At 72.0% G+C, this 25,059-nt stretch carries 25 protein-coding genes; 11 read left to right on the top strand and 14 right to left on the bottom strand.

Annotation, left to right across the window (positions count from 1 at the left end; all coding sequences use genetic code 11):
* The first annotated feature begins 63 nt into the window (after window positions 1-63).
* A complete protein-coding gene (locus ABD973_RS24725) occupies window positions 64-939 on the top strand; it encodes a winged helix-turn-helix transcriptional regulator (protein WP_345502153.1) in 876 nt (291 codons plus the stop codon).
* Between the two features lie 266 nt (window positions 940-1,205).
* On the opposite strand, the gene ABD973_RS24720 is transcribed toward ABD973_RS24725, so the two are convergent.
* Together ABD973_RS24720 and ABD973_RS24715 are read right to left on the bottom strand one after the other, a co-directional pair.
* Window positions 1,206-1,742 (bottom strand): TetR/AcrR family transcriptional regulator, encoded by a 537-nt coding sequence (locus tag ABD973_RS24720; protein WP_345502151.1) that lies wholly within the window; start codon window positions 1,740-1,742, stop codon window positions 1,206-1,208.
* Window positions 1,742-2,065 carry a DMT family transporter gene (locus ABD973_RS24715; RefSeq protein ID WP_125820744.1) on the bottom strand — a complete coding sequence of 108 codons (324 nt, stop codon included), beginning with the start codon at window positions 2,063-2,065 and terminating at the stop codon, window positions 1,742-1,744. Before ABD973_RS24715 ends, ABD973_RS24720 begins: the two co-directional genes overlap by 1 nt.
* A gap of 113 nt (window positions 2,066-2,178) precedes the next feature.
* Between ABD973_RS24715 and ABD973_RS24710 the strand changes: the two genes are divergently transcribed.
* Window positions 2,179-3,012, top strand: coding sequence for a hypothetical protein (locus ABD973_RS24710; RefSeq protein WP_345502149.1), 834 nt, complete (start codon window positions 2,179-2,181; stop codon window positions 3,010-3,012).
* An 11-nt stretch (window positions 3,013-3,023) separates the two neighbouring features.
* On the opposite strand, the gene ABD973_RS24705 is transcribed toward ABD973_RS24710, so the two are convergent.
* The 9 genes from ABD973_RS24705 to ABD973_RS24665 all read right to left on the bottom strand — a co-directional run bounded on the left by ABD973_RS24705 (window position 3,024) and on the right by ABD973_RS24665 (window position 11,137).
* A complete protein-coding gene (locus tag ABD973_RS24705; protein WP_345504724.1) occupies window positions 3,024-4,331 on the bottom strand; it encodes a hypothetical protein in 1,308 nt (435 codons plus the stop codon).
* 230 nt (window positions 4,332-4,561) lie between these two features.
* Window positions 4,562-4,906 carry a metal-sulfur cluster assembly factor gene (locus tag ABD973_RS24700; protein WP_007263433.1) on the bottom strand — a complete coding sequence of 115 codons (345 nt, stop codon included), beginning with the start codon at window positions 4,904-4,906 and terminating at the stop codon, window positions 4,562-4,564.
* Window positions 4,903-5,364: a Fe-S cluster assembly sulfur transfer protein SufU gene (gene sufU / locus ABD973_RS24695; RefSeq protein WP_125594331.1), complete on the bottom strand. Its 462-nt coding sequence runs from the start codon at window positions 5,362-5,364 to the stop codon at window positions 4,903-4,905. Before sufU ends, ABD973_RS24700 begins: the two co-directional genes overlap by 4 nt.
* 22 nt (window positions 5,365-5,386) lie before the next feature.
* Window positions 5,387-6,643, bottom strand: coding sequence for a cysteine desulfurase (locus tag ABD973_RS24690; protein WP_125594330.1), 1,257 nt, complete (start codon window positions 6,641-6,643; stop codon window positions 5,387-5,389).
* Window positions 6,640-7,404: a Fe-S cluster assembly ATPase SufC gene (gene sufC / locus ABD973_RS24685; protein WP_125820747.1), complete on the bottom strand. Its 765-nt coding sequence runs from the start codon at window positions 7,402-7,404 to the stop codon at window positions 6,640-6,642. The genes ABD973_RS24690 and sufC overlap by 4 nt, the downstream gene beginning before the upstream one ends.
* Before the next feature lie 7 nt (window positions 7,405-7,411).
* Window positions 7,412-7,729, bottom strand: coding sequence for a bifunctional 3-phenylpropionate/cinnamic acid dioxygenase ferredoxin subunit (locus ABD973_RS24680; RefSeq protein ID WP_042820167.1), 318 nt, complete (start codon window positions 7,727-7,729; stop codon window positions 7,412-7,414).
* Window positions 7,729-8,907 (bottom strand): Fe-S cluster assembly protein SufD, encoded by a 1,179-nt coding sequence (gene sufD, locus ABD973_RS24675; protein WP_125820748.1) that lies wholly within the window; start codon window positions 8,905-8,907, stop codon window positions 7,729-7,731. Before sufD ends, ABD973_RS24680 begins: the two co-directional genes overlap by 1 nt.
* Window positions 8,908-8,987: 80 nt before the next feature.
* The gene (gene sufB / locus ABD973_RS24670) at window positions 8,988-10,403 is read right to left on the bottom strand and encodes a Fe-S cluster assembly protein SufB (RefSeq protein WP_125594328.1); all 1,416 of its coding nucleotides are present in this window, start codon (window positions 10,401-10,403) and stop codon (window positions 8,988-8,990) included.
* Window positions 10,400-11,137 carry a helix-turn-helix transcriptional regulator gene (locus ABD973_RS24665; RefSeq protein ID WP_125594327.1) on the bottom strand — a complete coding sequence of 246 codons (738 nt, stop codon included), beginning with the start codon at window positions 11,135-11,137 and terminating at the stop codon, window positions 10,400-10,402. The genes sufB and ABD973_RS24665 overlap by 4 nt, the downstream gene beginning before the upstream one ends.
* A gap of 261 nt (window positions 11,138-11,398) precedes the next feature.
* Here ABD973_RS24665 and ABD973_RS24660 point away from each other — a divergent pair, with 261 nt between their 5' ends.
* The 4 genes from ABD973_RS24660 (at window position 11,399) to ABD973_RS24645 (ending at window position 15,331) form a co-directional block, all read left to right on the top strand.
* Window positions 11,399-12,325, top strand: a complete 927-nt coding sequence (locus ABD973_RS24660; RefSeq protein ID WP_125820749.1) for an ABC transporter ATP-binding protein — start codon at window positions 11,399-11,401, stop codon at window positions 12,323-12,325.
* The gene (locus ABD973_RS24655) at window positions 12,322-13,089 is read left to right on the top strand and encodes an ABC transporter permease (protein ID WP_125594325.1); all 768 of its coding nucleotides are present in this window, start codon (window positions 12,322-12,324) and stop codon (window positions 13,087-13,089) included. Before ABD973_RS24660 ends, ABD973_RS24655 begins: the two co-directional genes overlap by 4 nt.
* A gap of 111 nt (window positions 13,090-13,200) precedes the next feature.
* Window positions 13,201-14,337, top strand: a complete 1,137-nt coding sequence (locus tag ABD973_RS24650) for a hypothetical protein (RefSeq protein WP_125820750.1) — start codon at window positions 13,201-13,203, stop codon at window positions 14,335-14,337.
* 4 nt (window positions 14,338-14,341) lie between these two features.
* Window positions 14,342-15,331, top strand: coding sequence for a COX15/CtaA family protein (locus ABD973_RS24645; RefSeq protein WP_345502141.1), 990 nt, complete (start codon window positions 14,342-14,344; stop codon window positions 15,329-15,331).
* Window positions 15,332-15,432: 101 nt separating this feature from the next.
* On the opposite strand, the gene ABD973_RS24640 is transcribed toward ABD973_RS24645, so the two are convergent.
* From ABD973_RS24640 to ABD973_RS24630, 3 genes are all read right to left on the bottom strand, one after another.
* Window positions 15,433-16,527 (bottom strand): amidohydrolase family protein, encoded by a 1,095-nt coding sequence (locus ABD973_RS24640; RefSeq protein ID WP_125820751.1) that lies wholly within the window; start codon window positions 16,525-16,527, stop codon window positions 15,433-15,435.
* Window positions 16,528-16,633: 106 nt separating this feature from the next.
* The gene (locus tag ABD973_RS24635; protein ID WP_125820752.1) at window positions 16,634-17,002 is read right to left on the bottom strand and encodes a hypothetical protein; all 369 of its coding nucleotides are present in this window, start codon (window positions 17,000-17,002) and stop codon (window positions 16,634-16,636) included.
* Between the two features lie 24 nt (window positions 17,003-17,026).
* Window positions 17,027-17,968 carry a heme o synthase gene (locus tag ABD973_RS24630; RefSeq protein WP_125820753.1) on the bottom strand — a complete coding sequence of 314 codons (942 nt, stop codon included), beginning with the start codon at window positions 17,966-17,968 and terminating at the stop codon, window positions 17,027-17,029.
* A 320-nt stretch (window positions 17,969-18,288) separates the two neighbouring features.
* Between ABD973_RS24630 and tkt the strand changes: the two genes are divergently transcribed.
* From tkt to pgl, 5 genes are all read left to right on the top strand, one after another.
* Complete coding sequence (gene tkt, locus ABD973_RS24625) at window positions 18,289-20,373, top strand: transketolase (protein WP_125594320.1); 2,085 nt, start codon at window positions 18,289-18,291, stop codon at window positions 20,371-20,373.
* A 36-nt stretch (window positions 20,374-20,409) separates the two neighbouring features.
* The gene (tal, locus tag ABD973_RS24620) at window positions 20,410-21,528 is read left to right on the top strand and encodes a transaldolase (RefSeq protein WP_345502137.1); all 1,119 of its coding nucleotides are present in this window, start codon (window positions 20,410-20,412) and stop codon (window positions 21,526-21,528) included.
* Window positions 21,529-21,530: 2 nt separating this feature from the next.
* Entirely contained in the window at window positions 21,531-23,060 is a 1,530-nt protein-coding gene (gene zwf / locus ABD973_RS24615) for a glucose-6-phosphate dehydrogenase (RefSeq protein ID WP_042803143.1), read from the top strand.
* Window positions 23,057-24,127, top strand: a complete 1,071-nt coding sequence (opcA, locus tag ABD973_RS24610; RefSeq protein ID WP_125820755.1) for a glucose-6-phosphate dehydrogenase assembly protein OpcA — start codon at window positions 23,057-23,059, stop codon at window positions 24,125-24,127. The genes zwf and opcA overlap by 4 nt, the downstream gene beginning before the upstream one ends.
* 112 nt (window positions 24,128-24,239) lie before the next feature.
* Window positions 24,240-25,022, top strand: a complete 783-nt coding sequence (gene pgl / locus ABD973_RS24605; protein WP_125594317.1) for a 6-phosphogluconolactonase — start codon at window positions 24,240-24,242, stop codon at window positions 25,020-25,022.
* Window positions 25,023-25,059: the final 37 nt, after the last annotated feature.

The raw sequence follows: 25,059 nt of genomic DNA, 5'->3' as shown, positions 1-25,059 counted from the left end.
GTTCCTTTTGGGAACGGACTATGTCAGCATGACAGCCTTGGGTCAACGGACAAAGGAGTTCCCATGGCCCAGCGCACGCACCTCGGTGACGCGGACTGCTCCATCGCCCAGGCCCTCGACGTCGTGGGCGACTGGTGGACGCTGCTGATCGTGCGGGACACGGCGCGCGGCCTGTACCGCTTCGAGGAGCTCCAGCGCGAGCTGGGAGTGTCCCGGAAGGTGCTCGCCGAGCGGCTGAAGCTGCTGGTCGAGGCCGGGGTGCTGACGCGCGAGCCGTACCAGGAGCGCCCGGTGCGGCACGAGTACCGGCTGACCCCGCGCGGGCGGGGGCTGCTGCCGGTCCTGGTGGCCCTCCAGGACTGGGGAGACACCTGGGTCCTGGGAGAGGGAGAGATGACGGCGACGACCGAGGAGTCCTCGAAGGAGGCCGTACGGGTCCACGCGCTGCGCGGCACCCGGCTGCCGGAGCTGCTGCTGCCGGACCGTTTCGGCGAGCTCCGCGACCCCGTGGCGGACACCCCGTTCACCGTCCTGTACTGCTTCCCCGGCGGGTACGCCCGGGCCGAGTCCTACCCGCCCGGGTGGGCCGGGATCCCCGGCGCGAAGGGCTGCACGCTCGAATCGTGCACGTTCCGCGACCAGTTGGCGGAGTTCACCGCCGCCGGCGCCACCGTGCACGGCGTCTCCACCCAGCGGCCGGACGAACAGCGGGAGTTCGCCGAGCAGGAGCGGCTGCGCTTCCCGCTGCTGTCGGACGCCGGGCTGGACCTGGTGACGGCGCTGCGGCTGCCGACGTTCCGCGCGGCGGGGGTGAGCCGGATCAAGCGGCTGACGCTGGTCGTGGACCGGGAGCGGGTGGTGCGGGAGGTCTTCTACCCGGTGACCGACATCGAGGCCGGCGTCGCGGCGGCACTGGCGGCCGTGCGCTCCGCGGGCTAGCCGGACCGCTCGGGCTGCGGGGGCCCGCCGCTGCGCGGGGCTAGGTCCCCCACCCGCCCTTCGCCCGTTCCCCGGGGCTGCGCCCCGGACCCCCTGGGGGCTCCGCGCCCAGACCCCCGCGCCTCAAACGCCGGCGGGGCTGGAATTTGCCGGCCGTCGGCGGCAGCTTCAGCCCCGTCGGCGACTGAGGCGAGAACGGTTGACGGTCGGGGAGGGGCGAGCCCCGCGCAGCGGCACCGTGCCCGGTCCGGGCGCCCAGGCGCGGGCTACGCGGGGTGCAGGACGCGGGTCAGGATCTCGCGGGCCGGGCCCTCCTCGTACGGGGTGCCCGTCAGGAGGACCTGGAGGCTGATGCCGTCCATCACCGCCACCAGGGCCCGCGCCGTGAGCGGATCGGTGTGCTCCGCCAGGGCGTCGGCCACGGACTCGCACCACCGCGCCGCGACCGGCCGCAGCGCCGGCCGCCGCAGGGCGGCCAGGTAGAGCTCGTACTCCAGCTCCACCCGCCCCCGGTCGGCCTCCAGGGCCTCCCCCAGCAGCCGCGCCAGCGCACCGGCGAGGTCCTCGCCCTCGCGGAGCACCAGCGCGGGCGCGTACGCCTCGCTCGCCTGCCGCAGGGCGGCGACCAGCAGGTCGTCCAGGGTCTTGAAGTGGTACGTCGTCGAGCCCAGCGGCACGTCCGCCTCCGCCGCCGCGCTGCGGTGGCTGAGCCCCGCGATCCCCTTGGCCCCCACCACCCGGATCGCGGCGTCGATGATCCGCTGCCTGCGGTCGGGGTCGTAGCGGCGCGCCCCGGCGGCCATCAGTGGGCCGCCCCGCCCAGGTTCAGCAGCACCACGCCGCCGATGACCAGCGCGATCCCGGCGATCTTCGCGGCGGTGGCGGTCTCGCCCAGGAACACCATCCCTATCGCGGCGATGGCGGCGGTGCCGACCCCGGCCCAGATCGCGTACGCCGTGCCCACCGACATCGACTTCAGCGTCTGGGCGAGGAGGGTGAAGGCGATGACGTAGCCCACCAGGGTGCCCAGCGAGGGCCACAGCCGGGTGAAGCCGTCGCTGTACTTCATGGCGGTGGTCCCCGCGACCTCCGCGGCTATGGCCATGGCGAGCAGTACGTAGGGCATGTGTACGACAGTACACATCGATCGGCCGATGCGTACAGATGTACACACGCACGGACGGTCACAGTCCCGCCCGACGGAGCTACGGTGGCCCCCTCAGGGGACGGGGGCCGCTCATGGCGCAGCATTGGACCCACGCGGGCGGCGGCTGGCTGCCCCCTCGACGGCCCCGGCCCGGCGTGGTGCCGCTACGGCCCCTGGGGCCCGGGGAAATCCTCGGCGGCGCGGCCGCCACCCTGCGCCGGTACGGGGGAACCCTGTGCGGCGCGCTGCTCCTCGGCCAGCTCGCGGGGGCCCTGGTGGTCGCCGCGGCGGCCGGGGCGGCCACCCTGGCCTCCCTCAGCCGCGGCTCCGGGAGCCGGGTCTTCGTCTGGACCCTGTTCCCGGCGGCGGCCCTGTTCCTGCTGTTCACCTGCGCCCTGGCCACCGCCCTGATCGCGGTGCTGCTGCGCCCGGCGGTGCTCGGCCGTGCCGTGACCGTACCGGGACTGCTGCGGGCCGCGCTGACCCGGACCCCGGCCGTCCTCGGGGCGCAGCTGCTGGCGCTGTGCGCCGCGACGGCCCCGGTCGTGGGGGCCGGCGCCGCCGGGCTGCCGGTGCTCGCGCTGCTGCCGCTGCTGCCGGTGGCCCTCTGGCTCGGGGTGCTGTTCGCGCTGGCGCCCACCGCCGCCGGGTACGAGGGGCTGCGACCGGTGGCGGCGCTGCGGCGTTCGGCGCGCCTGGTGCGGGGCGCGTGGTGGCGGACCCTCGGGGTGACGGCTCCGGCGGTGGCGTTCACCTGCGCGGCCGGGTACGCGTTGCAGGCCTGGTTCGGCCCGGCGGGGGCGCTGTCGGCGCTGGTGCTGCTGCCGGCCTTCCCGCAGCTGCCCGCCGGGCTGCTCTACGTGGACCGGCTGATCCGCCGCGAGCACCTCGCCGAGGCGCTCGCGACGGACGCGGCGGACACGTAGCCGTTCGGCCTTCAGCCGAGGGTGAACCAGGCCGCGCGGGACTTCTTCCACTCCGGGTGCGTGAGGTCCTTGGCCTCGATGCCGTCGCCGTACAGGTCGGCGGAGCCGCTGTCGGTGAGGAGCTGGACCCGGGCGCCGGGGGCGTTCAGGTCCGGCACCTCCACGATGGCCTCCCAGCCGCCGGGGTCGGTGGTGGGCAGGTCGGCGCGCTTGACGGGGGCGTGGCCGGGGACGCCGTCCCACTGGTAGAGGGCGTACGGGTCGGAGTTGTCGTCCGCCGCCCAGGAGCCCGCCAGGATCAGGTACTGGTTCGCGGCGTTCTTCCTGACGTCCCGCACCGACAGTCCGCCGAGGTCGAGCTCGACGCCCGCGCCGAAGACGGCCTTGGCGCCGCTCGACAGCACCTGGTCGAAGTTGGTGACCGGCACCAGCAGGGCCTTGCCACCCGGCACGGCCGGGGCGAGCGGGGCGCGGAAGCCGAGGTAGGCGGTGGTGGTGGAACCGGGCGCGAACTCCAGGCCCTCCACGTTGAACCCGTCGATCTGCTTCGGCGCCTCCCCGGCCGCGGTGCCGGCCGCGAAGCCGTACCGGTTGCCGTTCGCGGTGTCCCAGGCGACGAGGTCCTCGCGGAGCTTCTTGTACGAGCGCCCGTACGCGAGCTGCGTGCCCGGTCCGGAGCCGTTGACGGTGGTGGTGAACACCGTGTTGCGGGGCGCCTTGTACTCGCCGTCCTTGTTGTTGCCGAGGGAGCCCGTCCAGTAGATGGTGTCCCCGATCCGGGTGGCGCCCTCGATGTCCACCTCCTTGGTGACGCCCAGCTGGGAGCTGAAGTCCCAGGTGCGCACGGGGGCGGCGGAGCGGGAACGGTCGTACAGGCGCAGCACGTTGTTCTCGTCGTCGGCGACGACGGTGTAGCCGCCGCCGACGTCCACGGCGGCCGAGGAGTCGCCGGCGCCGCTGAAGTAGCGGGCGTCGGCCGGGTTCTGGACGGGGGCGGACGCGGCGTAGGAGAGGGTCTTGGTGGCGGTCTTGCCGCCGAGCCCGGTGACCTTGATCGTCAGGGTGGTGTAGCCGCGGGCGTGCGCGGTGACGGCCAGCTGCCGTACGGCCCCGCTGCCGGTGACGGTGACGTCCCCGGTGCCGGCGACGGAGGCCCTGCTGGAGGCCGAGGCGCTGACGGTCAGCGCGGAGGCGTCGGCGCCGCTCTGTCCGACGGTGACGCCGACGCTCTGGTCGCCGACCCCGTTCACGGAGCCGGACAGGTACCCGGCGGACAGCGAGATGGTCGGGGTCCCGTAGCTGACCGCGTGCGCGGGCATGACCGTCGCGGCGACGATCAGTGCGGCGGTGCCCGCGGTACCGGCGATGCCGAGCTGCTTCTTCAAGGTGGCGTCCTCTCCCTCACGGCGTCACGCTGTGACGGCCGTCGAGAAGGTTCGGCCACCGTGGCCAACTCCCGGTGCACGTCACGCGTCGGCCCGGAGAACCCCGGAGAACGGGGAGGGCCCCCGGCACGACCGTGCCGGGGGCCCTCACGCCGGGGCGCCGCTCAGACGTTGAAGCCGAGCGCGCGCAGCTGCTCACGGCCGTCGTCCGTGATCTTGTCCGGGCCCCACGGGGGCATCCAGACCCAGTTGATGCGGAGTTCGTTGACGATGCCCTCGGTCGCCGACTTCGCCTGGTCCTCGATGACGTCCGTCAGCGGGCAGGCCGCCGAGGTGAGCGTCATGTCGAGGGTGGCGATGTTCGCGTCGTCGATGTGGATGCCGTAGATCAGGCCCAGGTTGACGACGTCGATGCCCAGCTCGGGGTCGACCACGTCGTAGAGGGCCTCGCGGACCTCCTCCTCGGTGGCCGGCTTGATCGACGCCTCGGGCGTCGCGTTCTCGGTCATGCCGTCTTCCTCTCCGCGTCGCCCAGCACCTGGGCGGTCGCGTCCTTCCACGCCATCCAGCTCAGCAGAGCACACTTCACGCGCGCGGGGTACTTGGAGACGCCGACGAACGCGACCGCGTCCTCCAGCACCTCTTCCATCTCCTCGTCCGGTTCCAGCTTGCCCTTGGACTGCATCAGCTCCAGGAACACGCCCTGGATCTTCTGCGCCTCGGCCAGCTCCTTGCCGACGAGCAGCTCGTTGAGCACGGACGCGCTGGCCTGGCTGATGGAGCAGCCCTGGCCCTCGTAGGAGACGTCGGTGAGCGTCTGCCCGTCGTACTTCACGCGGAGCGTGATCTCGTCGCCGCACGTCGGGTTGACGTGGTGCACCTCGGCGTCGCCGTCGCGCAGGCCGCGCCCGTGCGGGTGCTTGTAGTGGTCCAGGATGAGTTCCTGGTACATCGAATCCAGCTTCACAGCCTCGTCCTCGCCGCCTTCGTCAGCCGAAGAAGTTCCGTACGTGCTCCAGCCCGTCGATCAGCGCGTCGACCTCGGCGGGAGAGGAGTACAGGTAGAAAGACGCTCGCGTGGTCGCGGGAATTCCGTACCGGAGGCACACGGGGCGTGCGCAGTGGTGTCCCACGCGGACCGCGATGCCCTGCTCGTCCAGTACCTGGCCCACGTCGTGCGGATGGATGTCGCCGAGCGTGAAGGAGATCGCCGCGCCGCGGTCCTCGGCCGTGGTGGGGCCGATGATCCGCAGGTCGGGCACCTCCAGGAGGCGCTTGACCGCGTACTCGGTGATCGCGTGCTCGTGCGCCGCGATGTTCTCCATGCCGATCGAGGTCAGGTAGTCCACGGCCGCGCCGAGGCCGACGGCCTGGGCGATCGGGGGCGTGCCGGCCTCGAACTTGTGGGGCGCCGGGGCGTACGTGGAGGAGTGCATCGAGACGGTCTCGATCATCTCGCCGCCGCCGAGGAACGGGGGCAGGTCCTCCAGGAGCTCCTGGCGGCCCCACAGGACGCCGATGCCGGTCGGGCCGCACATCTTGTGGCCGGTGAAGGCCACGAAGTCGGCGCCGAGGGCCTGGACGTCCAGCGGCATGTGCGGAGCGGCCTGCGAGGCGTCGATCAGCACCAGCGCGCCGACCTCCTGCGCGCGGCGGACGATCGCCTCGACCGGGTTGACGGTGCCCAGGATGTTGGAGACCAGCGTGAAGGAGACGATCTTCGTCTTCTCCGTGATGACCTCTTCGATGGTGGACAGGTCGAGCCGGCCGTCGTCGGTGAGGCCGAACCACTTCAGCTTCGCGCCGGTGCGCTGCGAGAGCAGCTGCCACGGGACGATGTTGGAGTGGTGCTCCATCTCCGTGATGGCGATCTCGGTGTCACGGTCGACCCGGTAGGGCTCGTCGGCCCAGCCGAGCATGTTCGCGACGAGGTTGAGCGACTCCGAGGCGTTCTTGGTGAAGATGACCTCGTCGCGGCTCGGCGCGTTGATGAAGGCGGCGACCTTGTCGCGGGCGCCCTCGTACAGTGCCGTGGCCTCCTCGGCCAGCACGTGCACGCCGCGGTGGACGTTGGCGTTGTGCCGCTCGTAGTAGGCGTTCAGCGCGTCGAGCACCTGGCGCGGCTTCTGCGAGGTCGCCGCGTTGTCCAGGTAAACGATCTTCTTCCCGTCGTGGACCACACGATCCAGCAGGGGGAAGTCCTTGCGGATCGCCTCGATGTCGAGGAGGCCAGGCAGCTGTGTCACGCGGTCGCGCCACCCTTCACGTACTTGTCGTAGCCCTCGTTCTCCAGCTGGTCGGCGAGCTCGGCGCCGCCGGACTCGGCGATGCGGCCGTTCGCGAACACGTGCACGAAGTCGGGCTTGATGTAGCGCAGGATGCGCGTGTAGTGGGTGATCAGCAGGGTGCCGACCTCACCGCCCTCGCGGACGCGGTTGACGCCCTCGGAGACGATGCGCAGGGCGTCGACGTCCAGGCCGGAGTCCGTCTCGTCGAGGATCGCGATCTTCGGCTTGAGGAGCTCCAGCTGGAGGATCTCGTGGCGCTTCTTCTCACCGCCGGAGAAGCCCTCGTTGACGTTGCGCTCGGCGAAGGCCGGGTCCATCTGGAGCTGCTCCATCGCGGACTTGACCTCCTTCACCCAGGTGCGCAGCTTGGGGGCCTCGCCGCGGATGGCGGTGGCGGAGGTGCGCAGGAAGTTGGAGACCGAGACGCCGGGGACCTCGACCGGGTACTGCATGGCGAGGAAGACGCCGGCGCGGGCGCGCTCGTCGACGGACATCTCCAGGACGTCCTCACCGTCGAGGGTCACGGTGCCACCGGTGATGGTGTACTTCGGGTGACCGGCGAGGGAGTACGCCAGGGTGGACTTGCCGGAGCCGTTGGGGCCCATGATGGCGTGCGTCTCACCCTGCTTGACCGTCAGGTCGACACCCTTGAGGATCTCGCGGGCGCCGTTCTCGGCCTCGACGGAGACGTGCAGGTCGTGGATTTCAAGCGTTGCCATGGGTACCTCAGGACTCCTGGGTGAGGGAGACGAGCACGTCGTCCCCTTCGATCTTGACGGGGTAAACGGGGACGGGGCGCGTCGCGGGCAGACCGGAGGGCTTGCCGGTGCGCAGGTCGAAGGCCGACCCGTGCAGCCAGCACTCGATCATGCAGTCCTCGACCTCACCCTCCGAGAGCGAGACGTTCGCGTGCGAGCAGATGTCGTTGATCGCGAAAACCTCCCCCTCGGTGGAGACGATGGACACCGGCGTGCCGTCGAGTTCCACCCGCTTGGGGGTGTTCTCCTCCAGCTCGCTCAGCGCACAGGCCTTGACGTACGTCATCAGACGGCCGCCGCCAGCTCGGCCTCGATCTTGGTGATGAGGCGCTCCTCGATGTCCGCGACACCGATCTGCTGGACGAGCTCGGCGAAGAAGCCGCGGACGACCAGGCGGCGGGCCTCGTGGGCCGGGATGCCGCGGGCCTGGAGGTAGAAGAGCTGCTCGTCGTCGAAGCGGCCGGTCGCGGAGGCGTGGCCGGCGCCGACGATCTCGCCGGTCTCGATCTCGAGGTTCGGCACCGAGTCGACGCGCGCGCCGTCCGTGAGGACGAGGTTGCGGTTCATCTCGTAGGTGTCGGTGCCCTCGGCGGTCTTCTCGATGAGCACGTCACCGATCCAGACGGCGTGGGCGTCCTGGCCCTGGAGCGCGCCCTTGTAGACCACGTTGGACTTGCAGTGCGGGGCGTCGTGGGTGACCAGGAGGCGGTGCTCCTGGTGCTGGCCCGCGTCCGTGAAGTACACGCCGAGCATCTCGGCCTCGCCGCCGGGGCCCGCGTAGCTGACGCGCGGGTGCAGACGGACCAGGTCGCCGCCGAAGGTCACGACGACGGACTTGAAGACGGCGTCGCGGCCGACGAGGGCGTTGTGCTGCGAGGTGTGGACCGCGGTGTCGTCCCAGTCCTGGACGGACACGAAGGTCACCTTGGCGCCGTCGCCGACGAGGATGTCGACGTTGGCGGCGCGGACGCCGTCGCCGGTGTGGTCGATCACGATGATCGCCTCGGCGAAGGGCTTGATGTCGAAGACGGTGTGCCCGAAGGTCGTGCCGCCCTCACCGTGGAGCGCGACCCGGATGGGCTCGGCGAGCACGGTCTCCTTGGGCACGGTGACGACCGTGGCCTTGGCGAACGAGGAGAAGGCCTGCGCGGCGACGCGGTCGACGGGGGTTCCGGCCTTGCCGATCCGCTCGTCGTCGCGCTCGACGGACTCGACCGTCACGCCCTCGGGGGCGTCGATCTGGGCCTTCATGGTGCCGTTGGCGACCGCGGTGCCGTCGTGCAGGCCCTTGAGGCGGGCCAGCGGGGTGAACCGCCACTCCTCCTCGCGGCCGTTCGGGACGGGGAAGTCGGCCACGTCGAAGGACGGGGGCGCGCTCATCCGGGTGGCGACGGTGGACTCGGCGGCCACCGCGATCGCGCCGGCGGTGGTGGAGCCCGCCGGAATGTTCTGAGCCTCAGCCATGGCTGTCGTCTTGCTCTCTTCCATACGTGTGACGAATGTGCTGCGGGACGGGGGCGGCCGCGGGGGCGGCCGCCGTCGGACTAGCCGACCGAGCCCTCCATCTGCAGCTCGATGAGCCGGTTGAGCTCCAGCGCGTACTCCATCGGCAGCTCCTTCGCGATCGGCTCGACGAAGCCGCGCACGATCATCGCCATGGCCTCGAACTCGGTGAGCCCGCGCTGCATCAGGTAGAAGAGCTGGTCGTCGGAGACCTTGGAGACGGTGGCCTCGTGGCCCATCGTCACGTCGTCCTCGCGGACGTCCACGTAGGGGTAGGTGTCCGAGCGGGAGATGGTGTCGACGAGGAGCGCGTCGCACAGCACGTTGGACTTGGAGCCCGCGGCGCCTTCGCCGATCTCGACCAGACCGCGGTAGGAGGTGCGGCCGCCGCCTCGCGCCACCGACTTGGAGACGATGTTGGAGGAGGTGTTCGGCGCCATGTGGACCATCTTGGAGCCGGCGTCCTGGTGCTGGCCCTCGCCCGCGAAGGCGATGGACAGGGTCTCGCCCTTGGCGTGCTCGCCCATCAGGTAGACGGCCGGGTACTTCATGGTGACCTTGGAACCGATGTTGCCGTCGATCCACTCCATGGTCGCGCCCTCGTACGCCACGGCGCGCTTGGTGACCAGGTTGTAGACGTTGTTCGACCAGTTCTGGATGGTCGTGTAGCGGCAGCGGCCGCCCTTCTTCACGATGATCTCGACCACGGCGCTGTGCAGCGAGTCCGAGGAGTAGACCGGGGCGGTGCAGCCCTCGACGTAGTGGACGTAGGCGTCCTCGTCGACGATGATCAGCGTCCGCTCGAACTGGCCCATGTTCTCCGTGTTGATGCGGAAGTAGGCCTGGAGCGGGATGTCCACGTGGACACCCTTGGGGACGTAGATGAAGGAGCCGCCCGACCACACGGCGGTGTTCAGCGACGCGAACTTGTTGTCGCCGACCGGGATGACCGTGCCGAAGTACTCCTGGAAGAGCTCCGGGTGCTCCTTGAGCGCGGTGTCCGTGTCGAGGAAGATGACGCCCTGCTCCTCCAGGTCCTCGCGGATCTGGTGGTAGACGACCTCGGACTCGTACTGGGCCGCGACACCGGCGACGAGGCGCTGCTTCTCCGCCTCCGGGATGCCGAGCTTGTCGTACGTGTTCTTGATGTCCTCGGGCAGGTCCTCCCAGGAAGCGGCCTGCTTCTCGGTGGAGCGCACGAAGTACTTGATGTTGTCGAAGTCGATGCCGGAGAGGTCGGAGCCCCACATCGGCATGGGCTTCTTGCCGAACAGCTTGAGGCCCTTGAGGCGGAGGTTCAGCATCCACTCCGGCTCGGACTTCTTCGCCGAGATGTCGCGGACGACGTCCTCGGACAGACCCCGCTTGGCGGCGGCGCCGGCCGCGTCGGAGTCGGCCCAGCCGTACTCGTAGTTGCCCAGACCCTCGAGCTCAGGGTGAGCAGTCTCCGTGGTCATGCGGGGTTCCTCCCGGCCGTACTTGCAGATGCTGATGTGTCGGTCTGTGTCGCGCTTCGCGGGATGAACGTGGTGCACACCCCGTCGCCGTGGGCGATCGTGGCGAGGCGCTGCACATGCGTCCCGAGCAGGCGGGAGAAGACCTCGGTCTCCGCCTCGCAGAGCTGCGGGAACTGCTCGGCGACGTGTGCGACCGGGCAGTGGTGCTGACAGAGCTGTTCACCGCTGTGCGGACCGGGAGCGCTCTTCGCCGTAGCAGCGTACCCGTCCGCGGTCAACGCCTTGGCCAGGGCCTCGGTACGGGCCCCGGGGGCTGCCGCCTCCACGGCTTCCCGGTAGCTCCGCGCCTGCGTCTCCATCCGCGCCCTCGCGAAGGCGGCGACGGCCGCCTCGCCCTTGTCGCCGCCGCCGACGGACTGCGCGATCCAGCGCAGGGCGTCCGCGGCGAGGGTGTCGTAGGACTGGTCGAAGGCGTCCCGGCCGCAGTCGGTCAGCGCGAAGACCTTGGCGGGCCGGCCCCGGGTGCGCGCGCCGTACACGCGCTGCTCACGGGGTGCGACCACGTCGTCGGCGACGAGCGTGTCGAGGTGGCGGCGGACGGCGGCCTGGGTGAGGCCGAGGCGCTGCGCGAGGTCGGCGACGGTGGAGGGGCCGTGGTCCAGGATGGACCGCGCGACCCGGTTGCGGGTTGACCGCTCCCCGGTCGCGAGCTCCCCCTGGGGGGCCTCGCTCATCCGTTCGCCGTTTTTCACAACGCCATTGTTGCGTAATTAGGGGAGCCCCGACAAGCCGTGACGGACGCCACGCCCGGTGGCGTCCATCACTAAGGGTTACCTTATTTATCTACGGAGAGTTAATCGGAGGATGGAATTCCGCTTTCATTCCCGCCCGGAGGAGCCGCGTCCGCCGACCGGTGTTCGAATCGATTCCGCCTTTCCGGCCCGGTCCACCCCGGGGCGGAGGCCCTCTTCCCCGCCTCCGTAGACTCAGTCACCATGAGCAACGACCCCGCCGTGGAAATCCGCGGACTGGTGAAGCGGTACGGCCCCAAAACGGCGGTGGACGGCCTCGACCTCACCGTCCCGCGCGGCTCCGTCACCGCCGTCCTCGGCCCCAACGGCGCGGGCAAGACCACCACGGTGGAGACCTGCGAGGGCTACCACCGCCCCGACGCCGGCACCGTCCGCGTCCTCGGCCTCGAGCCGGTCGCCCAGGCCGAACGGCTGCGCCCGCGCATCGGCGTGATGCTCCAGTCGGGTGGCGTCTACTCCGGCGCCCGCGCGGTGGAGATGCTGCGCCACATGGCGAAGCTGTACGCCGACCCCCTCGACGTCGACACCCTCGTGGAACGCCTCGGCCTCGGCGGCTGCGGCCGCACCGCCTACCGACGGCTCTCCGGCGGCCAGCAGCAGCGGCTCGCCCTCGCCATGGCCGTCGTCGGCCGGCCCGAGCTGGTCTTCCTGGACGAGCCCACCGCCGGCCTCGACCCCCAGGCCCGCCGCGCGACCTGGGACCTCGTACGCGAACTGCGCGCCGACGGCGTCACCGTCGTCCTCACCACCCACCACATGGACGAGGCCGAGCAGCTCTGCGACGAGGTCGCCATCGTGGACGCGGGCAAGGTCATCGCGCACGGCAGCCCCGAGCAGCTGTGCCGCGGCGGCGCCGAGAACACCCTGCGCTTCACCGGCCGCCCCTCCCTCGACCTCCCCTCCCTGCTCAAGGCCCTGCCCGACGGCACCCAGGCCGCCGAGCTCACCCCCGGCGCCTACCGGGTCACCGGCGACGTGGACCCGCAGCTGCTGGCCACCGTCGCCTCCTGGTGCGCCCAGCACGGGGTCATGCCCGACAGCCTCTCCGTGGAGCGGCACACCCTCGAAGACGTCTTCCTGGAGCTGACCGGTAAGGAGCTGCGCGCATGAGCGCCGGTACGTTCTCCCCCCGGCCGGGGGCCGCGCCGGTGTCGCGGATGATCTGGGCGCAGACCGCGCTGGAGACCCGGATGCTGCTGCGCAACGGGGAGCAGCTGCTGCTGACCGTGATCATCCCGGCGCTGCTGCTGACCCTCTTCTCCGCCGTCGACATCGTCGACACGGGAGAGGGGAAGCGCGTCGACTTCCTGGCGCCGGGCGTCCTCGCGCTCGCCGTGATGTCCACCGCCTTCACCGGCCAGGCCATCGCCACCGGCTTCGACCGCCGCTACGGGGTGCTCAAGCGGCTCGGGGCCTCCCCGCTGCCGCGCCGGGCGCTGATGACCGCCAAGACCCTGTCGGTGCTGGTCACCGAGGTGCTCCAGGTGGCCCTGCTGACGGTGATCGCCCTCGCGCTGGGCTGGTCCCCGCACGGGAACCCGCTGTCGGTCGCGGTGCTGCTGCTGCTCGGCACGGCCGCGTTCTCCGGGCTCGGCCTGCTGATGGCGGGGACCCTCAAGGCCGAGGTGACCCTCGCCGCGGCCAACCTGGTGTTCCTGCTGCTGCTGGTCGGCGGCGGGGTGATCGTGCCGCTGGAGAAGTTCCCCGAGGCGGTGCGGTCCGTGCTCGGCCTGCTGCCGGTCTCGGCACTGTCCGACGGGCTGCGCGCGGTGCTCCGCGACGGGGCCGCGCTGCCCTGGGGCGACGCGGCCGTACTCGGCGTCTGGGCGGTCCTCGGGCTCGGCGCCGCCGCGAAGTGGTTCCGGTGGGAGTGATCCGGTCCGGCGGGTCCGGCCCGCTCCACCGGGAGTGAATCGGCGTCCCGGATCGTTGGCCCGGCGGGAGGATGACCAGCCTCCGCACATCGCAACGCCGGGGGGCACGGCATGGAGCAGCGGGAGGCCGCGCTGCGGCTGGACGGACAGTGGGCGCGGATCCGGTCGGGGGACGAGCCGGCCGGGCCCGCCGAGAGCGAGCGGCTGCTGCGGGAGCTGATCGGCGCGCTGCGCGGGCCCGCGCGGACCGACCCCGAGTGCGCCGCCCGGCTCGGGCTGCGCCTGGGCGACCTCGCGGCACGCCGGTTCGGGGGCGGCGACCGGGCCGGGGCGCTGGCCGCCGTCGAGGAGGGGCTCGGGTACGCGCGGCGGGCCGCGCCGCACGCGCCGGAGTTCGCCCGCTGGTACGCCCGGGGGCTGATCAACCAGGGGGTCTGGCTGGCGTGGCCGCTGAGCGACGGGGCCCGCCTGCCCCGGCACCCGCTGGGCGCGGGCGGCGAGAGCGGCCCGGGGGCGATGGAACGGGCGGCCGGCGAGCGCGCCCGTGACGTGACGCGGGCCGCCGTGGAGGTCTGGGCCGGGCTGGACCAGGAGGACCCGGTCAACCGGCGGGGTCTCGCGCAGGCCAAGGTGTTCCTCGCGGACCGGCTGGCGGAGCTGGGCTCCGCGACGCAGGCGGTCGCCTGGGCGGTGGACGCCGAGGCCGGGTTCCGCCGGCTGCTGCTCGCGGACCCCGGGCCCGAGGCGGCGCAGGAGGCCGGGGAGGCCCTGGACCACATCGGCCGCCAGCTGGAGCTGCGGCTGCGCTTCCTGGGCTTCGACGCGCTGGCGGGGCTCCGGGCCGACGGGCTGCTGCCGGAGCGGCTGCTGCCGCAGGCGGTGGTGGCGGCCCGGATCCAGGGCGTGCCCGAGGCGGTGATCGGGGGCCGGCTGGGGCTGGACGCCGAGCAGGTGGCCACGATGCTGGAGGTGACCCCGTGGCTCGCGGTGTGGCGGGTCGAGGTGCGGGGCGCCGACGGGCTGTGGACCGTACAGCCGGAGCCCTGGCAGGGCTCGGCGCAGGTGCGGGGGCTGACCGCCGAGGAGGTGGGGGCCGACCTGGTGCGGGGGTTCGCCGCCTCGCCGCTGCACCCCGGCGAGGGCGGCCTGTGGCGGGTGCTGGTGTGGTGGCACGAGGAGGGGGATCCGGCGGGGGCCCGGTTCCGCTTGGTCCTCGGGCCCGACGCTCCCGCCGGTACCCCCTCGTGAAACTTTGCACAAGGCGCCGCATACGATAGGCGCCGTGTTGAACCCATTCGCATACATCGCCGACCGCTGGACGCCGTCACCCCGGACCGTCCGGCGGGCCGCGTCCGCCGCGCTCCTGATGAGCGTGGCCATCATCGTCACCGGCGGCGCGGTGCGGCTGACCGGATCCGGTCTCGGCTGCGACACCTGGCCCAAGTGCACCGACGACAGCCTCGTCGTCACCCAGGCCCAGGGCTTCCACGGAGCCATCGAGTTCGGCAACCGGATGCTGACGTACGTGCTGTGCGCGGCCGTCGGCTGGTTCATCCTCGCGGCGCGCGCGGCCCCGCCGTGGCGGCACTCGCTGACCAGGCTCGGCTGGACCCAGTTCGCCCTGGTGATGGGCAACGCGGTCCTCGGCGGCATCACGGTGCTGACCGGGCTCAACCCGTACAGCGTCGCCGGGCACTTCCTGCTGGCCACCACCCTGATCGCGGTCACCACCGTCTCCTGGCAGCGCACCCGCGAGGGCGACGGCGCGCCCCGGCCGCGGGTCCCCGGGCCCGTGCGCAAGCTGTCGTGGGCGCTGGTCGCCACCACCCTGGTGCTGATCGCGGCGGGCACGGTCGTCACCGGTTCCGGTCCGCACGCGGGCGACAAGAGCGAGATCAAGCGCATGCCGTTCGACTGGGCGGTCACCGCCCACGTGCACGCCATCGCCGCCTGGCTGGTCTGCGCGCTCGCCGTCGCGATGTGGCTGGTGCTGCGCGTGGTCGACGCCCCCGCCGACACCCGGGCGCGCGCCCGCGACCTACTGGTCGTGCTGCTCGCCCAGGGTGCGATCGGCTACGTCCAGTTCTTCACGAAGCTGCCCGAGGTGCTGGTCGCCGCGCACATGCTGGGCTCCTGCCTGGTGTGGATCTCGGTGCTGCGCCTGGCCCTGGGCCTGCGCGAGCGCTCCGCCGGCCCGGTGGAGGCCCCCGCGCGGGACGAGGAGCAGCTCTCGGCGGTCTGACGCCGCCGGTCCGACGCCGGTCTGACGCCGCCGGTCCGCCCCGCCCCGCCCGGTCCGCCCCGCCCGGTCCGGCAGGACACGGCCGGCGGCGCACGACGCCGTCAGCCGCGCTCGTCGAGCCGGTAGACGCGCCGGGCGTTGCCGGCCGCGAGCATCCCGGCGACGCGCTGCGCGTCCTGCCAGGACCAGGCGCCCTCGGCGACCCAGCCCCCCAGGACCCGGCCCAGCGCCTCGCGGAACACCAGGGCGCCGACCGCGTGCAGCTCGGGCAGGTCCCGCCCGCCGCTGGAGTAGAGCAGCTTGCCGAAGGGCGCGGCCTCCAGCAGCTCCCCCAGTACGGCGGCGGCCCGCGCCCCCGTGCGTGCGAGGGCCGGGCCGAGGTCGGCGTGGACGTGCGGGTGCTCCGCCGCCAGGCGGGCCGTCTGCCGGTGGTACGGGTACCCGGCGGCCAGCACCAGCCGCGCGCCCAGGCCCGCCGTGGACCGGGCGAAGCCGCCCAGCGGCCGCGGGTCGGCCCCGCCGGTGTGCAGCTGGAGCGGCAGTCCCGAGGCCACCGCGCTCCACACGAGGTGCCGCAGGAGCACGGGGTCCCGCAGTTCCCCTCCCCTGGTGCGCCCGGCCAGCCACCGTCCGGCCGCCGCCCGGACCTCGCCGGGGCCGGGCGGTCCCGGGGCGCCGGCCAGGGCGGCGGCGCAGCCCGTACGGGCCCCGCAGGCGAAGCCGACGGCTCCGGCGGCGGCGTGGTGGACGGCCGCGGCGAGGTTGGCGAGGAAGGCTGCGACGGTCCCGGAGGTGTCGGCGGCCTGCTCGGCCAGTAACTCCAGCCGGGCCAGCTCGAAGGCCTGCGCGTCCCCGGCGAGGGCCAGCTCCTTGGGTCCGGTGAGGTCCCCGGGGGCTCCCGTGTCGACGAGGTACGCGCCCGTCCCCGAGCCCCGCAGCAGCCGTCTGGTGCTCTCCGCCGCGCCGAGCTCGCGCCGCCGGGCCAGGTACCGGGCGGGCGGGCAGTGCGGCTCCAGGCCGAGCAGGGGCGGGCACCAGCGGCGCACGGCGAAGCCGGTCTGGGTGTCGAAGAAGGTCGTGCCCGGCGCGGGCGGGCCGGCCGAGCGGATCAGCTGGGCCTCGAAGGTGGCGATGCCCAGCTCCGTGCGGAGCACCCCGCGGCAGCGCTGGTCGACCAGGGGCGGCGTTTCGATCATCCGGTCATCCCGTTGCGGACGTGGGGAAGGGGCTTCCGCACGTCCTAACGGGTGAGCGGGGTGTGAAGTATTGCCCGCTCTGTTGACCGACCGCGGTGTTCGAGGATCAGGCGGCCGGGTTGGCGGGGCCGCCGATCTGGATTCCGGCCATCCGGGTCCACTCGTACGGGCCGGTCTTCACCCGGGCGGCGAACTCCCCGTCGAACTCCTCGTGGAGCGTCAGCCCGGCCTGTTCGGCGGCGAGCCGGGCCACGGCGTACGTCGGGGCCACCAGGTCGCCCCAGCCGCCGTCGGCGCCCACCAGGACGATCCGGGTCCCGGCCTGGCCGATGTACGCGAGCTGGCCCTCGGCGCCGCCGTGCTGCTTGGCGAACGCGCCGATCTGCCGGGCCAGCTTCGCGGCCGTGCGGCTGTGCTTCTTGTCCGCGGGCGCTGCGGCCCCGGAGGTGTCTGCGGTGTCTGCGGTCTCTGCCATGGACGGCATGCTACCGGCGAGTAATCAGCGGAGGAAGGGATCCACGGCCACGGCGACGAAGAGGAGCGACACATAGGTGATCGACCAGTGGAACAGCCGCATCTCCTTGAGCTTCGCGCCCGTCACCCCGGCCTTGGCCCGGGCGCTCAGCGCGTGCGCCTCCCACAGCCACCAGCCGCCGGCCAGCAGCGCGACCGAGGTGTAGAACCAGCCCGTGTACCCCAGCGGGGTCAGCAGCAGCGAGACCGCCACCATCACCCAGCTGTAGAGGACGATCTGACGCGCCACGGCCTTGTTGCCCGCCACCACCGGCAGCATCGGCACGCCGACCCGCGCGTAGTCGTCCTTGACCTTCATGGACAGCGGCCAGTAGTGCGGCGGCGTCCAGAAGAAGATGACCAGGAAGAGGATGACGGCGGCCCAGGAGACCTCGTTCTTCACCGCCGACCAGCCGATGAGCACCGGCATGCAGCCGGCGATCCCGCCCCAGACGATGTTCTGCGCGGTGCGCCGCTTCAGCAGCATCGTGTAGACGACGACGTAGAAGAGGAGCGCGCCGAGCGCGAGGGCGGCCGACAGCCAGTTGACCAGCAGCCCGAAGAACAGCGTCGAGACGACGCCGAGCGAGATGCCGAACACCAGGCACTCGGCCGGGCTCACCATGCCGGTCACCAGCGGGCGCTGGGACGTGCGGTCCATCAGCGCGTCGATGTCGCGGTCGATGTACATGTTCAGCGCGTTGGCGCCGCCCGCGGACAGGTAACCGCCGAAGCAGGTGGCGAGCACCAGCCACAGCGACGGCACGCCCTGCTCCGCGAGGAACATCACCGGCACTGTGGTGATCAGCAGAAGTTCGATGATCCGCGGCTTGGTCAAAGCCACGAAAGCCATGACCCGGGCCCCGAACGGCCGGTGACCGGGGCTCGTCCCGAGCACCCCCGCTGGACGGGATTCGACGGCCGTCACGCACACCCCTGAGAGAGAATCCAGCAAGCTTCCGAAGCGATGCCTCCAGCAAATGAAGGCTCGGTAAAGGCTTGCGCGTACCACGCCACTGTAGACGTAGCTCTTACCTCGCCCCGCGCGGGGGTCGCCTCGTGTTGAGCCGATCGGACCGCCGGCAAGATCACCGGGGGCGGATCCCAGGTGAACGGCGGACAGCGGGACCGCGACGCACTGCGTGCACTCGAATAGCCGCACGCCCTGGCGGGGGTAGGCTCGGAATCGCGCCGGTGTCACCGTTCGTCACCGGCAAAACAACATGTGGAGAGGAGCCCTGACCAACGGTGAGCACCAAGCCGACCACCCCAGAGCTCGAGTGGACCGAACTGGACCAGCGGGCCGTCGACACCGCCCGCATCCTGGCCGCCGACGCGGTCCAGAAGGTCGGGAACGGACACCCCGGTACGGCGATGAGCCTGGCCCCCGCCGCGTACACGCTTTTCCAGAAGGTCATGCGGCACGACCCCTCGGACCCCCAGTGGGTCGGGCGTGACCGTTTCGTGCTCTCCGCGGGGCACTCGTCCCTGACGCTCTACACCCAGCTCTACCTCGGGGGGTTCGGCCTGGAGCTGGACGACCTCAAGGCCTTCCGCACCTGGGGCTCCAAGACCCCCGGCCACCCGGAGTACGGCCACACGGCCGCCGTGGAGACCACCACCGGCCCGCTGGGCCAGGGCGTCGCCAACGCGGTGGGCATGGCCATGGCCGCCCGCTACGAGCGCGGCCTGTTCGACCCCGAGGCCGCCGAGGGCACGTCCCCGTTCGACCACATGGTCTACGCGATCGCGGGCGACGGCTGCCTCCAGGAGGGCATCTCCCACGAGGCGTCCGCGCTGGCCGGCCACCAGAAGCTCGGCAACCTGGTGCTGCTGTGGGACGACAACCACATCTCCATCGAGGGTGACACGGAGACGGCCGTCTCCGAGGACACCCTCAAGCGCTACGAGGCGTACGGCTGGCACGTCCAGCGCGTCGAGCAGCAGGAGAACGGCGACCTCGACCCGAAGGCCCTGTTCGCCGCCCTCCAGGCCGCCAAGGCCGAGACCGGCCGCCCGTCCTTCATCGCGGCCCGCTCGATCATCGCCTGGCCCGCGCCGCACGCCCAGAACACCGAGGCCGCCCACGGCTCGGCCCTCGGCGACGACGAGGTCGCCGCGACCAAGCGCGTGCTCGGCTTCGACCCGGAGCAGACCTTCGAGGTCTCCGACGAGGTCCTCGGCCACACCCGCGGCCTGGTCGACCGGGGCCGTGACGCCCGCGCCGCCTGGGAGAAGGACTTCTCCGCCTGGCGCACCGCCAACCCCGAGCGCGCCGCCGCCTTCGACCGCATCGAGGCCAACGAGCTGCCGGAGGGCTGGGAGGACAAGCTCCCCGTCTTCGAGACCGGCAAGGGCGTCGCCACCCGCGCGGCCTCCGGCAAGGTCCTCGAAGCCCTCGGCGCGGTCATCCCGGAGCTGTGGGGCGGCTCGGCCGACCTGGCCGGTTCCAACAACACCACCATCGACAAGAACTCCTCGTTCCTGCCGGTGGGCAACCCGCTGCCGGAGGCCGACCCCTACGGCCGCACCATCCACTACGGCATCCGCGAGCACGCGATGGCCGCCGTGATGAACGGCATCACCCTGCACGGCCACACCCGCATCTACGGCGGCACCTTCCTGGTGTTCTCCGACTACATGCGCAACGCCGTCCGCCTGTCCGCGCTGATGCACCTGCCGGTGACGTACGTGTGGACGCACGACTCCATCGGCCTCGGCGAGGACGGCCCGACGCACCAGCCGGTCGAGCACGTCGCCTCGCTGCGCGCCATCCCGGGTCTGAACGTCGTCCGTCCGGCGGACGCGAACGAGACCGCCATCGCCTGGCGCGAGATCCTCAAGCGCCACACCAAGGTGTACGGCAAGGGCGCCCCGCACGGCCTGGCCCTCACCCGCCAGGGCGTTCCCACGTACGAGCGCAACGAGGACGCGGCCAAGGGCGGCTACGTGCTGTTCGAAGCCGAAGGGGGCGACGCCCAGGTCGTCCTCATCGGCACCGGCTCCGAGGTCCAGCTCGCCGTCGCCGCGCGCGAGGCCCTGCAGGCCGAGGGCGTCCCGGCGCGCGTGGTCTCGATGCCCTCCGTCGAGTGGTTCGAGGAGCAGACCCAGGAGTACAAGGACAGCGTCCTGCCGCCGTCGGTGAAGGCGCGAGTCGCGGTCGAGGCCGGCATCGGCCTGACCTGGCACCGTTACGTCGGGGACGCGGGCCGGATCGTCTCGCTGGAGCACTTCGGTGCCTCGGCCGACGGCGCCGTCCTGTTCCGCGAGTTCGGCCTCACCGCCGAAGCCGTGACCGCAGCCGCCAAGGCCTCCATCGCCGCCGCGCGCTGAAGACCGGTACCTGAACCAGTAGGAGATGTAATTCTGATGGCAGACGCACTCAAGCGCCTCTCCGACGAGGGCGTGGCGATCTGGCTGGACGACCTGTCCCGCAAGCGCATCACGTCCGGCAACCTCGCCGAGCTCATCGACCAGCAGCACGTGGTCGGTGTCACCACCAACCCGTCGATCTTCCAGAAGGCGATCAGCAGCGGTGACGGTTACGAGCAGCAGCTCGCCGACCTCGCCGCCCGCAAGGTCACCGTCGACGAGGCCATCCGCATGATCACGACGGCGGATGTCAGGGACGCCGCCGACATCCTGCGTCCGGTCTTCGACTCGACCGACGGCCAGGACGGCCGCGTGTCCATCGAGGTCGACCCGCGCCTGGCGCACGACACCTTGGCGACCGTCGCCGAGGCCAAGCAGCTCGCCTGGCTGGTGGACCGCCCGAACACGCTCATCAAGATCCCGGCGACCGAGGCCGGCCTGCCGGCGATCACCGAGGTCATCGGCCGGGGCATCAGCGTCAACGTCACGCTGATCTTCTCGCTGGAGCGCTACCGCGCGGTCATGGACGCCTACCTGGCGGGCCTGGAGAAGGCGAAGGCCGCCGGCCTGGACCTCTCCAAGATCCACTCGGTCGCCTCCTTCTTCGTGTCCCGCGTGGACACCGAGATCGACAAGCGCCTCGACGCCATCGGCACCGACGAGGCCAAGGCCCTGAAGGGCAAGGCGGCCCTCGCCAACGCCCGTCTGGCCTACCAGGCCTACGAAGAGGTCTTCGGCGGCGAGCGCTGGGCGGCCCTGGACAAGGCGCAGGCGAACAAGCAGCGCCCGCTGTGGGCCTCGACCGGCGTCAAGGACCCGGCGTACAAGGACACCCTGTACGTGGTGGACCTGGTCGCCCCCGGCACCGTCAACACCATGCCCGAGGCCACCCTGGAGGCCACCGCCGACCACGGCGAGGTCTCCGGCGACACCATCCGCGGCACCTACGAGCAGGCGCGCGCCGAGCTGGACGCGGTCGCGAAGCTCGGCATCTCGTACGACGATGTGGTGCAGCTGCTGGAAGACGAAGGCGTCGAGAAGTTCGAGGCGTCCTGGAACGACCTGCTGAAGTCGACCGAGGCGGAGCTGACGCGCCTCGCCCCCGCGGAGGACTGAGTATTTTGTCGGTAAACGGAGCGAACCCGCTTCGTGACGCACAGGACCGGCGGCTCCCGCGCATCGCGGGGCCGTCCGGCCTGGTCATTTTCGGCGTTACGGGTGACCTGTCGCGCAAGAAGCTCATGCCCGCCGTCTACGACCTCGCCAACCGCGGCCTGCTGCCCCCGGGCTTCTCGCTGATCGGTTTCGCCCGCCGCGAGTGGCAGGACGAGGACTTCGCCCAGGAGGTGTACGAGGCCGTCAAGCAGCACTCGCGCACCCCCTTCCGCGAGGAGGTCTGGCAGCAGCTGGTGCAGGGCTGCCGGTTCGTCCAGGGCGAGTTCGACGACGACGCGGCCTTCGAGACGCTCAAGTCGACCATAGAAGAACTCGACAAGGCCCAGGGCACCGGCGGCAACTTCGCCTTCTACCTGTCGGTCCCGCCGAAGTTCTTCCCCAAGGTGGTCCAGCAGCTCAAGAACCACGGGCTGGCCCAGAAGGAGGGCTCCTGGCGGCGCGCCGTCATCGAGAAGCCCTTCGGCCACGACCTGAAGAGCGCGGAAGAGCTCAACCAGGTCGTCCACGAGGTCTTCCCGCGTGACGAGGTCTTCCGGATCGACCACTACCTCGGCAAGGAGACCGTCCAGAACATCCTGGCGCTCCGCTTCGCCAACACGATGTTCGAGCCGATCTGGAACCGGTCGTACGTCGACCACGTCCAGATCACCATGGCCGAGGACATCGGCATCGGCGGCCGGGCCGGCTACTACGACGGCATCGGCGCGGCCCGCGACGTCATCCAGAACCACCTGCTCCAGCTGCTGGCGCTCACCGCGATGGAGGAGCCCGGCTCCTTCCACCCCAAGGCCCTGGTGGCGGAGAAGCTGAAGGTGCTCAGCGCCGTCGAGATCCCCGAGGACCTCGGCAAGCACACCGTGCGCGGCCAGTACTCGGCGGCCTGGCAGGGCGGCGAGAAGGTCGTCGGGTACCTCGAAGAGGACGGCATCGACCCCAAGTCGAAGACCGACACCTACGCGGCCATCCGGCTGGAGATCAACAACCGCCGCTGGGCGGGCGTCCCGTTCTACCTGCGCACGGGCAAGCGCCTGGGCCGCCGGGTGACCGAGATCGCGGTGGTCTTCAAGCGGGCCCCGTACCTGCCCTTCGAGTCGGGCGCGACCGAGGAGCTGGGGCAGAACGCCCTGGTCATCCGGGTCCAGCCGGACGAGGGCGTGACGGTCCGCTTCGGCTCGAAGGTGCCGGGCACCTCCATGGAGGTCCGGGACGTCACGATGGACTTCGCCTACGGCGAGTCCTTCACGGAGTCCAGCCCCGAGGCCTACGAGCGGCTCATCCTCGACGTCCTCCTCGGCGACGCGAACCTCTTCCCGCGTCACCAGGAAGTCGAGCTGTCCTGGAACATCCTCGACCCGATCGAGGAGTACTGGGACAAGCACGGCAAGCCCGCGCAGTACCCGGCGGGCACGTGGGGGCCGGTCGAGGCGGACGAGATGCTCGCACGAGACGGACGGAGCTGGCGCCGGCCATGAAGATCGACCTCACGGAGACCACCTCCAGCAAGATCAACGCCGCGTTGGTGCAGGCACGCCGGGACATCGGCACGCCGGCCATCGGCATGGTCCTCACGCTGGTGATCGTGACCGACGAAGAGAACGCGTACGACGCGCTCAAGTCGGCGAACGACGCGTCCCACGAACACCCCTCGCGGATCGTCGTCGTGGTCAAGCGCGTCAGTCGCTCCCCGCGCAGCCGCCGCGACCCCCGCCTCGACGCGGAGCTGCGCGTCGGAGCGGACTCGGGCACCGGGGAGACGGTCGTACTGCGCCTGCACGGTGAACTGGTCAACCACGCCCAGTCGGTCGTGCTCCCGCTGCTCCTGCCGGACGCCCCCGTGGTCGTCTGGTGGCCGCAGGGCGCTCCGGCCGACCTGGCGGGCGACCCGCTGGGCGCGCTGGGACAGCGCCGGATCACGGACACGTACTGCTCGGAGGACCCCATCGGGGCCCTCGGCCTGCGGGCAGAGGCGTACGCGCCGGGCGACACCGACCTGTCGTGGACCCGGATCACCCCGTGGCGCTCCATGCTGGCCGCCGCGCTCGACCAGCAGACGGTCTCGGTGGTCTCCGCGACCGTCGAGGGCGAGGACGAGAACCCGAGCTGCGAACTGCTGGCCATGTGGCTGGCGGACCGCCTCGGCGTCCCCGTCAAGCGGACCCTGTCGGACGGGCCCGGACTGACGGCCGTACGCCTGGAGACCAAGGACGGCGCGATCGTCCTGGACCGCGCGGACGGCGCGCTGGCGACGCTGTGCATGCCGGGGCAGCCGGACCGCGCGGTGGCGCTCAAGCGCCGCGACACGGCGGAGCTGCTGGCGGAGGAGCTGCGCCGGCTGGACCCGGACAACACGTACGAGGCGTCCCTGAAGTTCGGCGTCACCCGTCTGGCCGCGGCGTCCACCGCTCCGGCCGAGCCGGCTGCCGCCGAGGCGGACGCCCCGGCCGACGCCCCGGCTCCGGCGGACTCCGCCACCGGGGCCGACGCCCCGGCCCCGGCGAAGCCCGCGGCCAAGCCGTCCAAGCGGGCGGCGGCCAAGTAACACCCCGGCCGCCCCCGACCCCGCGCCCCCACGGGCGGGGTCGGGGGCGGCCCGGGTTCCGCTCCGTACCGCGACCACCCCAGAACTACCAAGAAGGCGGCAGCACATGGGTATGACGACTCCCCAGGTCGTCGTCCACCGGGACAAGGAGCTGATGGCCCAGGCCGCGGCGGCCCGGCTCATCACGAAGATCGTGGACGCGCAGGCCGCCCGCGGCAGCGCCTCGGTCGTCCTGACCGGCGGCCGCAACGGCAACGGCCTGCTCGCGGCCCTCGCCGCCGCCCCCGCGCGGGACGCGGTCGACTGGTCCCGGATCGACCTCTGGTGGGGCGACGAGCGCTACGTCCCCGCCGACGACCCCGAGCGCAACCACGTCCAGGCCCGCGAGGCGCTGCTGGACGCCGTCCCCGTGGATCCGGCCCGCGTGCACGCGATGCCCGCCTCCGACGGCCCGTACGGCGACGACGTGGACGCCGCCGCGGCCGCGTACGCCGCCGAGCTGGCGAAGGCCGCCGGGCCCGAGGACCACGGCCCGGTCCCCACGTTCGACGTGCTGATGCTGGGCGTGGGCCCGGACACCCACGTGGCGTCCCTGTTCCCCGAGCACCCGGCCGCCCGGGAGACCGAGCGCACGGTCGTCGGCGTCCACGGCGCCCCGAAGCCGCCGCCGACGCGCGTCTCGCTCACCCTTCCGGCGATCCGCGCGGCCCGCGAGGTCTGGCTGCTGGCGGCCGGCGAGGACAAGGCGGGAGCGGTCGCCATCGCCCTCGGCGGCGCCGGCGGGGTGCAGGCCCCGGCCGCGGAGGCGTACGGCCGCAGCCGCACCCTGTGGCTGCTGGACCGCGCGGCGGCGGCCAAGCTGCCCGCCGGTCTGTACCCCCCGGCCTCCGCCTGAGCCGGACGGACGGCGAGCGCGAAGGGCCCCGCACCGG

It is taken from the genome of Streptomyces racemochromogenes, assembly GCF_039535215.1.
GTDB classification, from domain to species: Bacteria; Actinomycetota; Actinomycetes; order Streptomycetales; family Streptomycetaceae; genus Streptomyces; species Streptomyces racemochromogenes.
Note: the sequence above shows the minus strand (reverse complement) of the source record. Positions and strands in the feature narration are given on the sequence as shown.

Excerpts from the sequence above, each read along its gene's own strand:
- ABD973_RS24725 (WP_345502153.1), top strand. The coding sequence starts at position 64 with ATGGCCCAGCGCACGCACCTCGGTGACGCGGACTGCTCCATCGCCCAG.
- ABD973_RS24720 (WP_345502151.1), bottom strand. The coding sequence starts at position 1,742 with ATGGCCGCCGGGGCGCGCCGCTACGACCCCGACCGCAGGCAGCGGATC.
- ABD973_RS24715 (WP_125820744.1), bottom strand. The coding sequence starts at position 2,065 with ATGCCCTACGTACTGCTCGCCATGGCCATAGCCGCGGAGGTCGCGGGG.
- ABD973_RS24710 (WP_345502149.1), top strand. The coding sequence starts at position 2,179 with ATGGCGCAGCATTGGACCCACGCGGGCGGCGGCTGGCTGCCCCCTCGA.
- ABD973_RS24705 (WP_345504724.1), bottom strand. The coding sequence starts at position 4,331 with ATGCCCGCGCACGCGGTCAGCTACGGGACCCCGACCATCTCGCTGTCC.
- ABD973_RS24700 (WP_007263433.1), bottom strand. The coding sequence starts at position 4,906 with ATGACCGAGAACGCGACGCCCGAGGCGTCGATCAAGCCGGCCACCGAG.
- sufC (WP_125820747.1), bottom strand. The coding sequence starts at position 7,404 with ATGGCAACGCTTGAAATCCACGACCTGCACGTCTCCGTCGAGGCCGAG.
- ABD973_RS24680 (WP_042820167.1), bottom strand. The coding sequence starts at position 7,729 with ATGACGTACGTCAAGGCCTGTGCGCTGAGCGAGCTGGAGGAGAACACC.
- sufD (WP_125820748.1), bottom strand. The coding sequence starts at position 8,907 with ATGGCTGAGGCTCAGAACATTCCGGCGGGCTCCACCACCGCCGGCGCG.
- sufB (WP_125594328.1), bottom strand. The coding sequence starts at position 10,403 with ATGACCACGGAGACTGCTCACCCTGAGCTCGAGGGTCTGGGCAACTAC.
- ABD973_RS24665 (WP_125594327.1), bottom strand. The coding sequence starts at position 11,137 with ATGAGCGAGGCCCCCCAGGGGGAGCTCGCGACCGGGGAGCGGTCAACC.
- ABD973_RS24660 (WP_125820749.1), top strand. The coding sequence starts at position 11,399 with ATGAGCAACGACCCCGCCGTGGAAATCCGCGGACTGGTGAAGCGGTAC.
- ABD973_RS24655 (WP_125594325.1), top strand. The coding sequence starts at position 12,322 with ATGAGCGCCGGTACGTTCTCCCCCCGGCCGGGGGCCGCGCCGGTGTCG.
- ABD973_RS24650 (WP_125820750.1), top strand. The coding sequence starts at position 13,201 with ATGGAGCAGCGGGAGGCCGCGCTGCGGCTGGACGGACAGTGGGCGCGG.
- ABD973_RS24640 (WP_125820751.1), bottom strand. The coding sequence starts at position 16,527 with ATGATCGAAACGCCGCCCCTGGTCGACCAGCGCTGCCGCGGGGTGCTC.
- ABD973_RS24635 (WP_125820752.1), bottom strand. The coding sequence starts at position 17,002 with ATGGCAGAGACCGCAGACACCGCAGACACCTCCGGGGCCGCAGCGCCC.
- tal (WP_345502137.1), top strand. The coding sequence starts at position 20,410 with ATGGCAGACGCACTCAAGCGCCTCTCCGACGAGGGCGTGGCGATCTGG.
- opcA (WP_125820755.1), top strand. The coding sequence starts at position 23,057 with ATGAAGATCGACCTCACGGAGACCACCTCCAGCAAGATCAACGCCGCG.
- pgl (WP_125594317.1), top strand. The coding sequence starts at position 24,240 with ATGACGACTCCCCAGGTCGTCGTCCACCGGGACAAGGAGCTGATGGCC.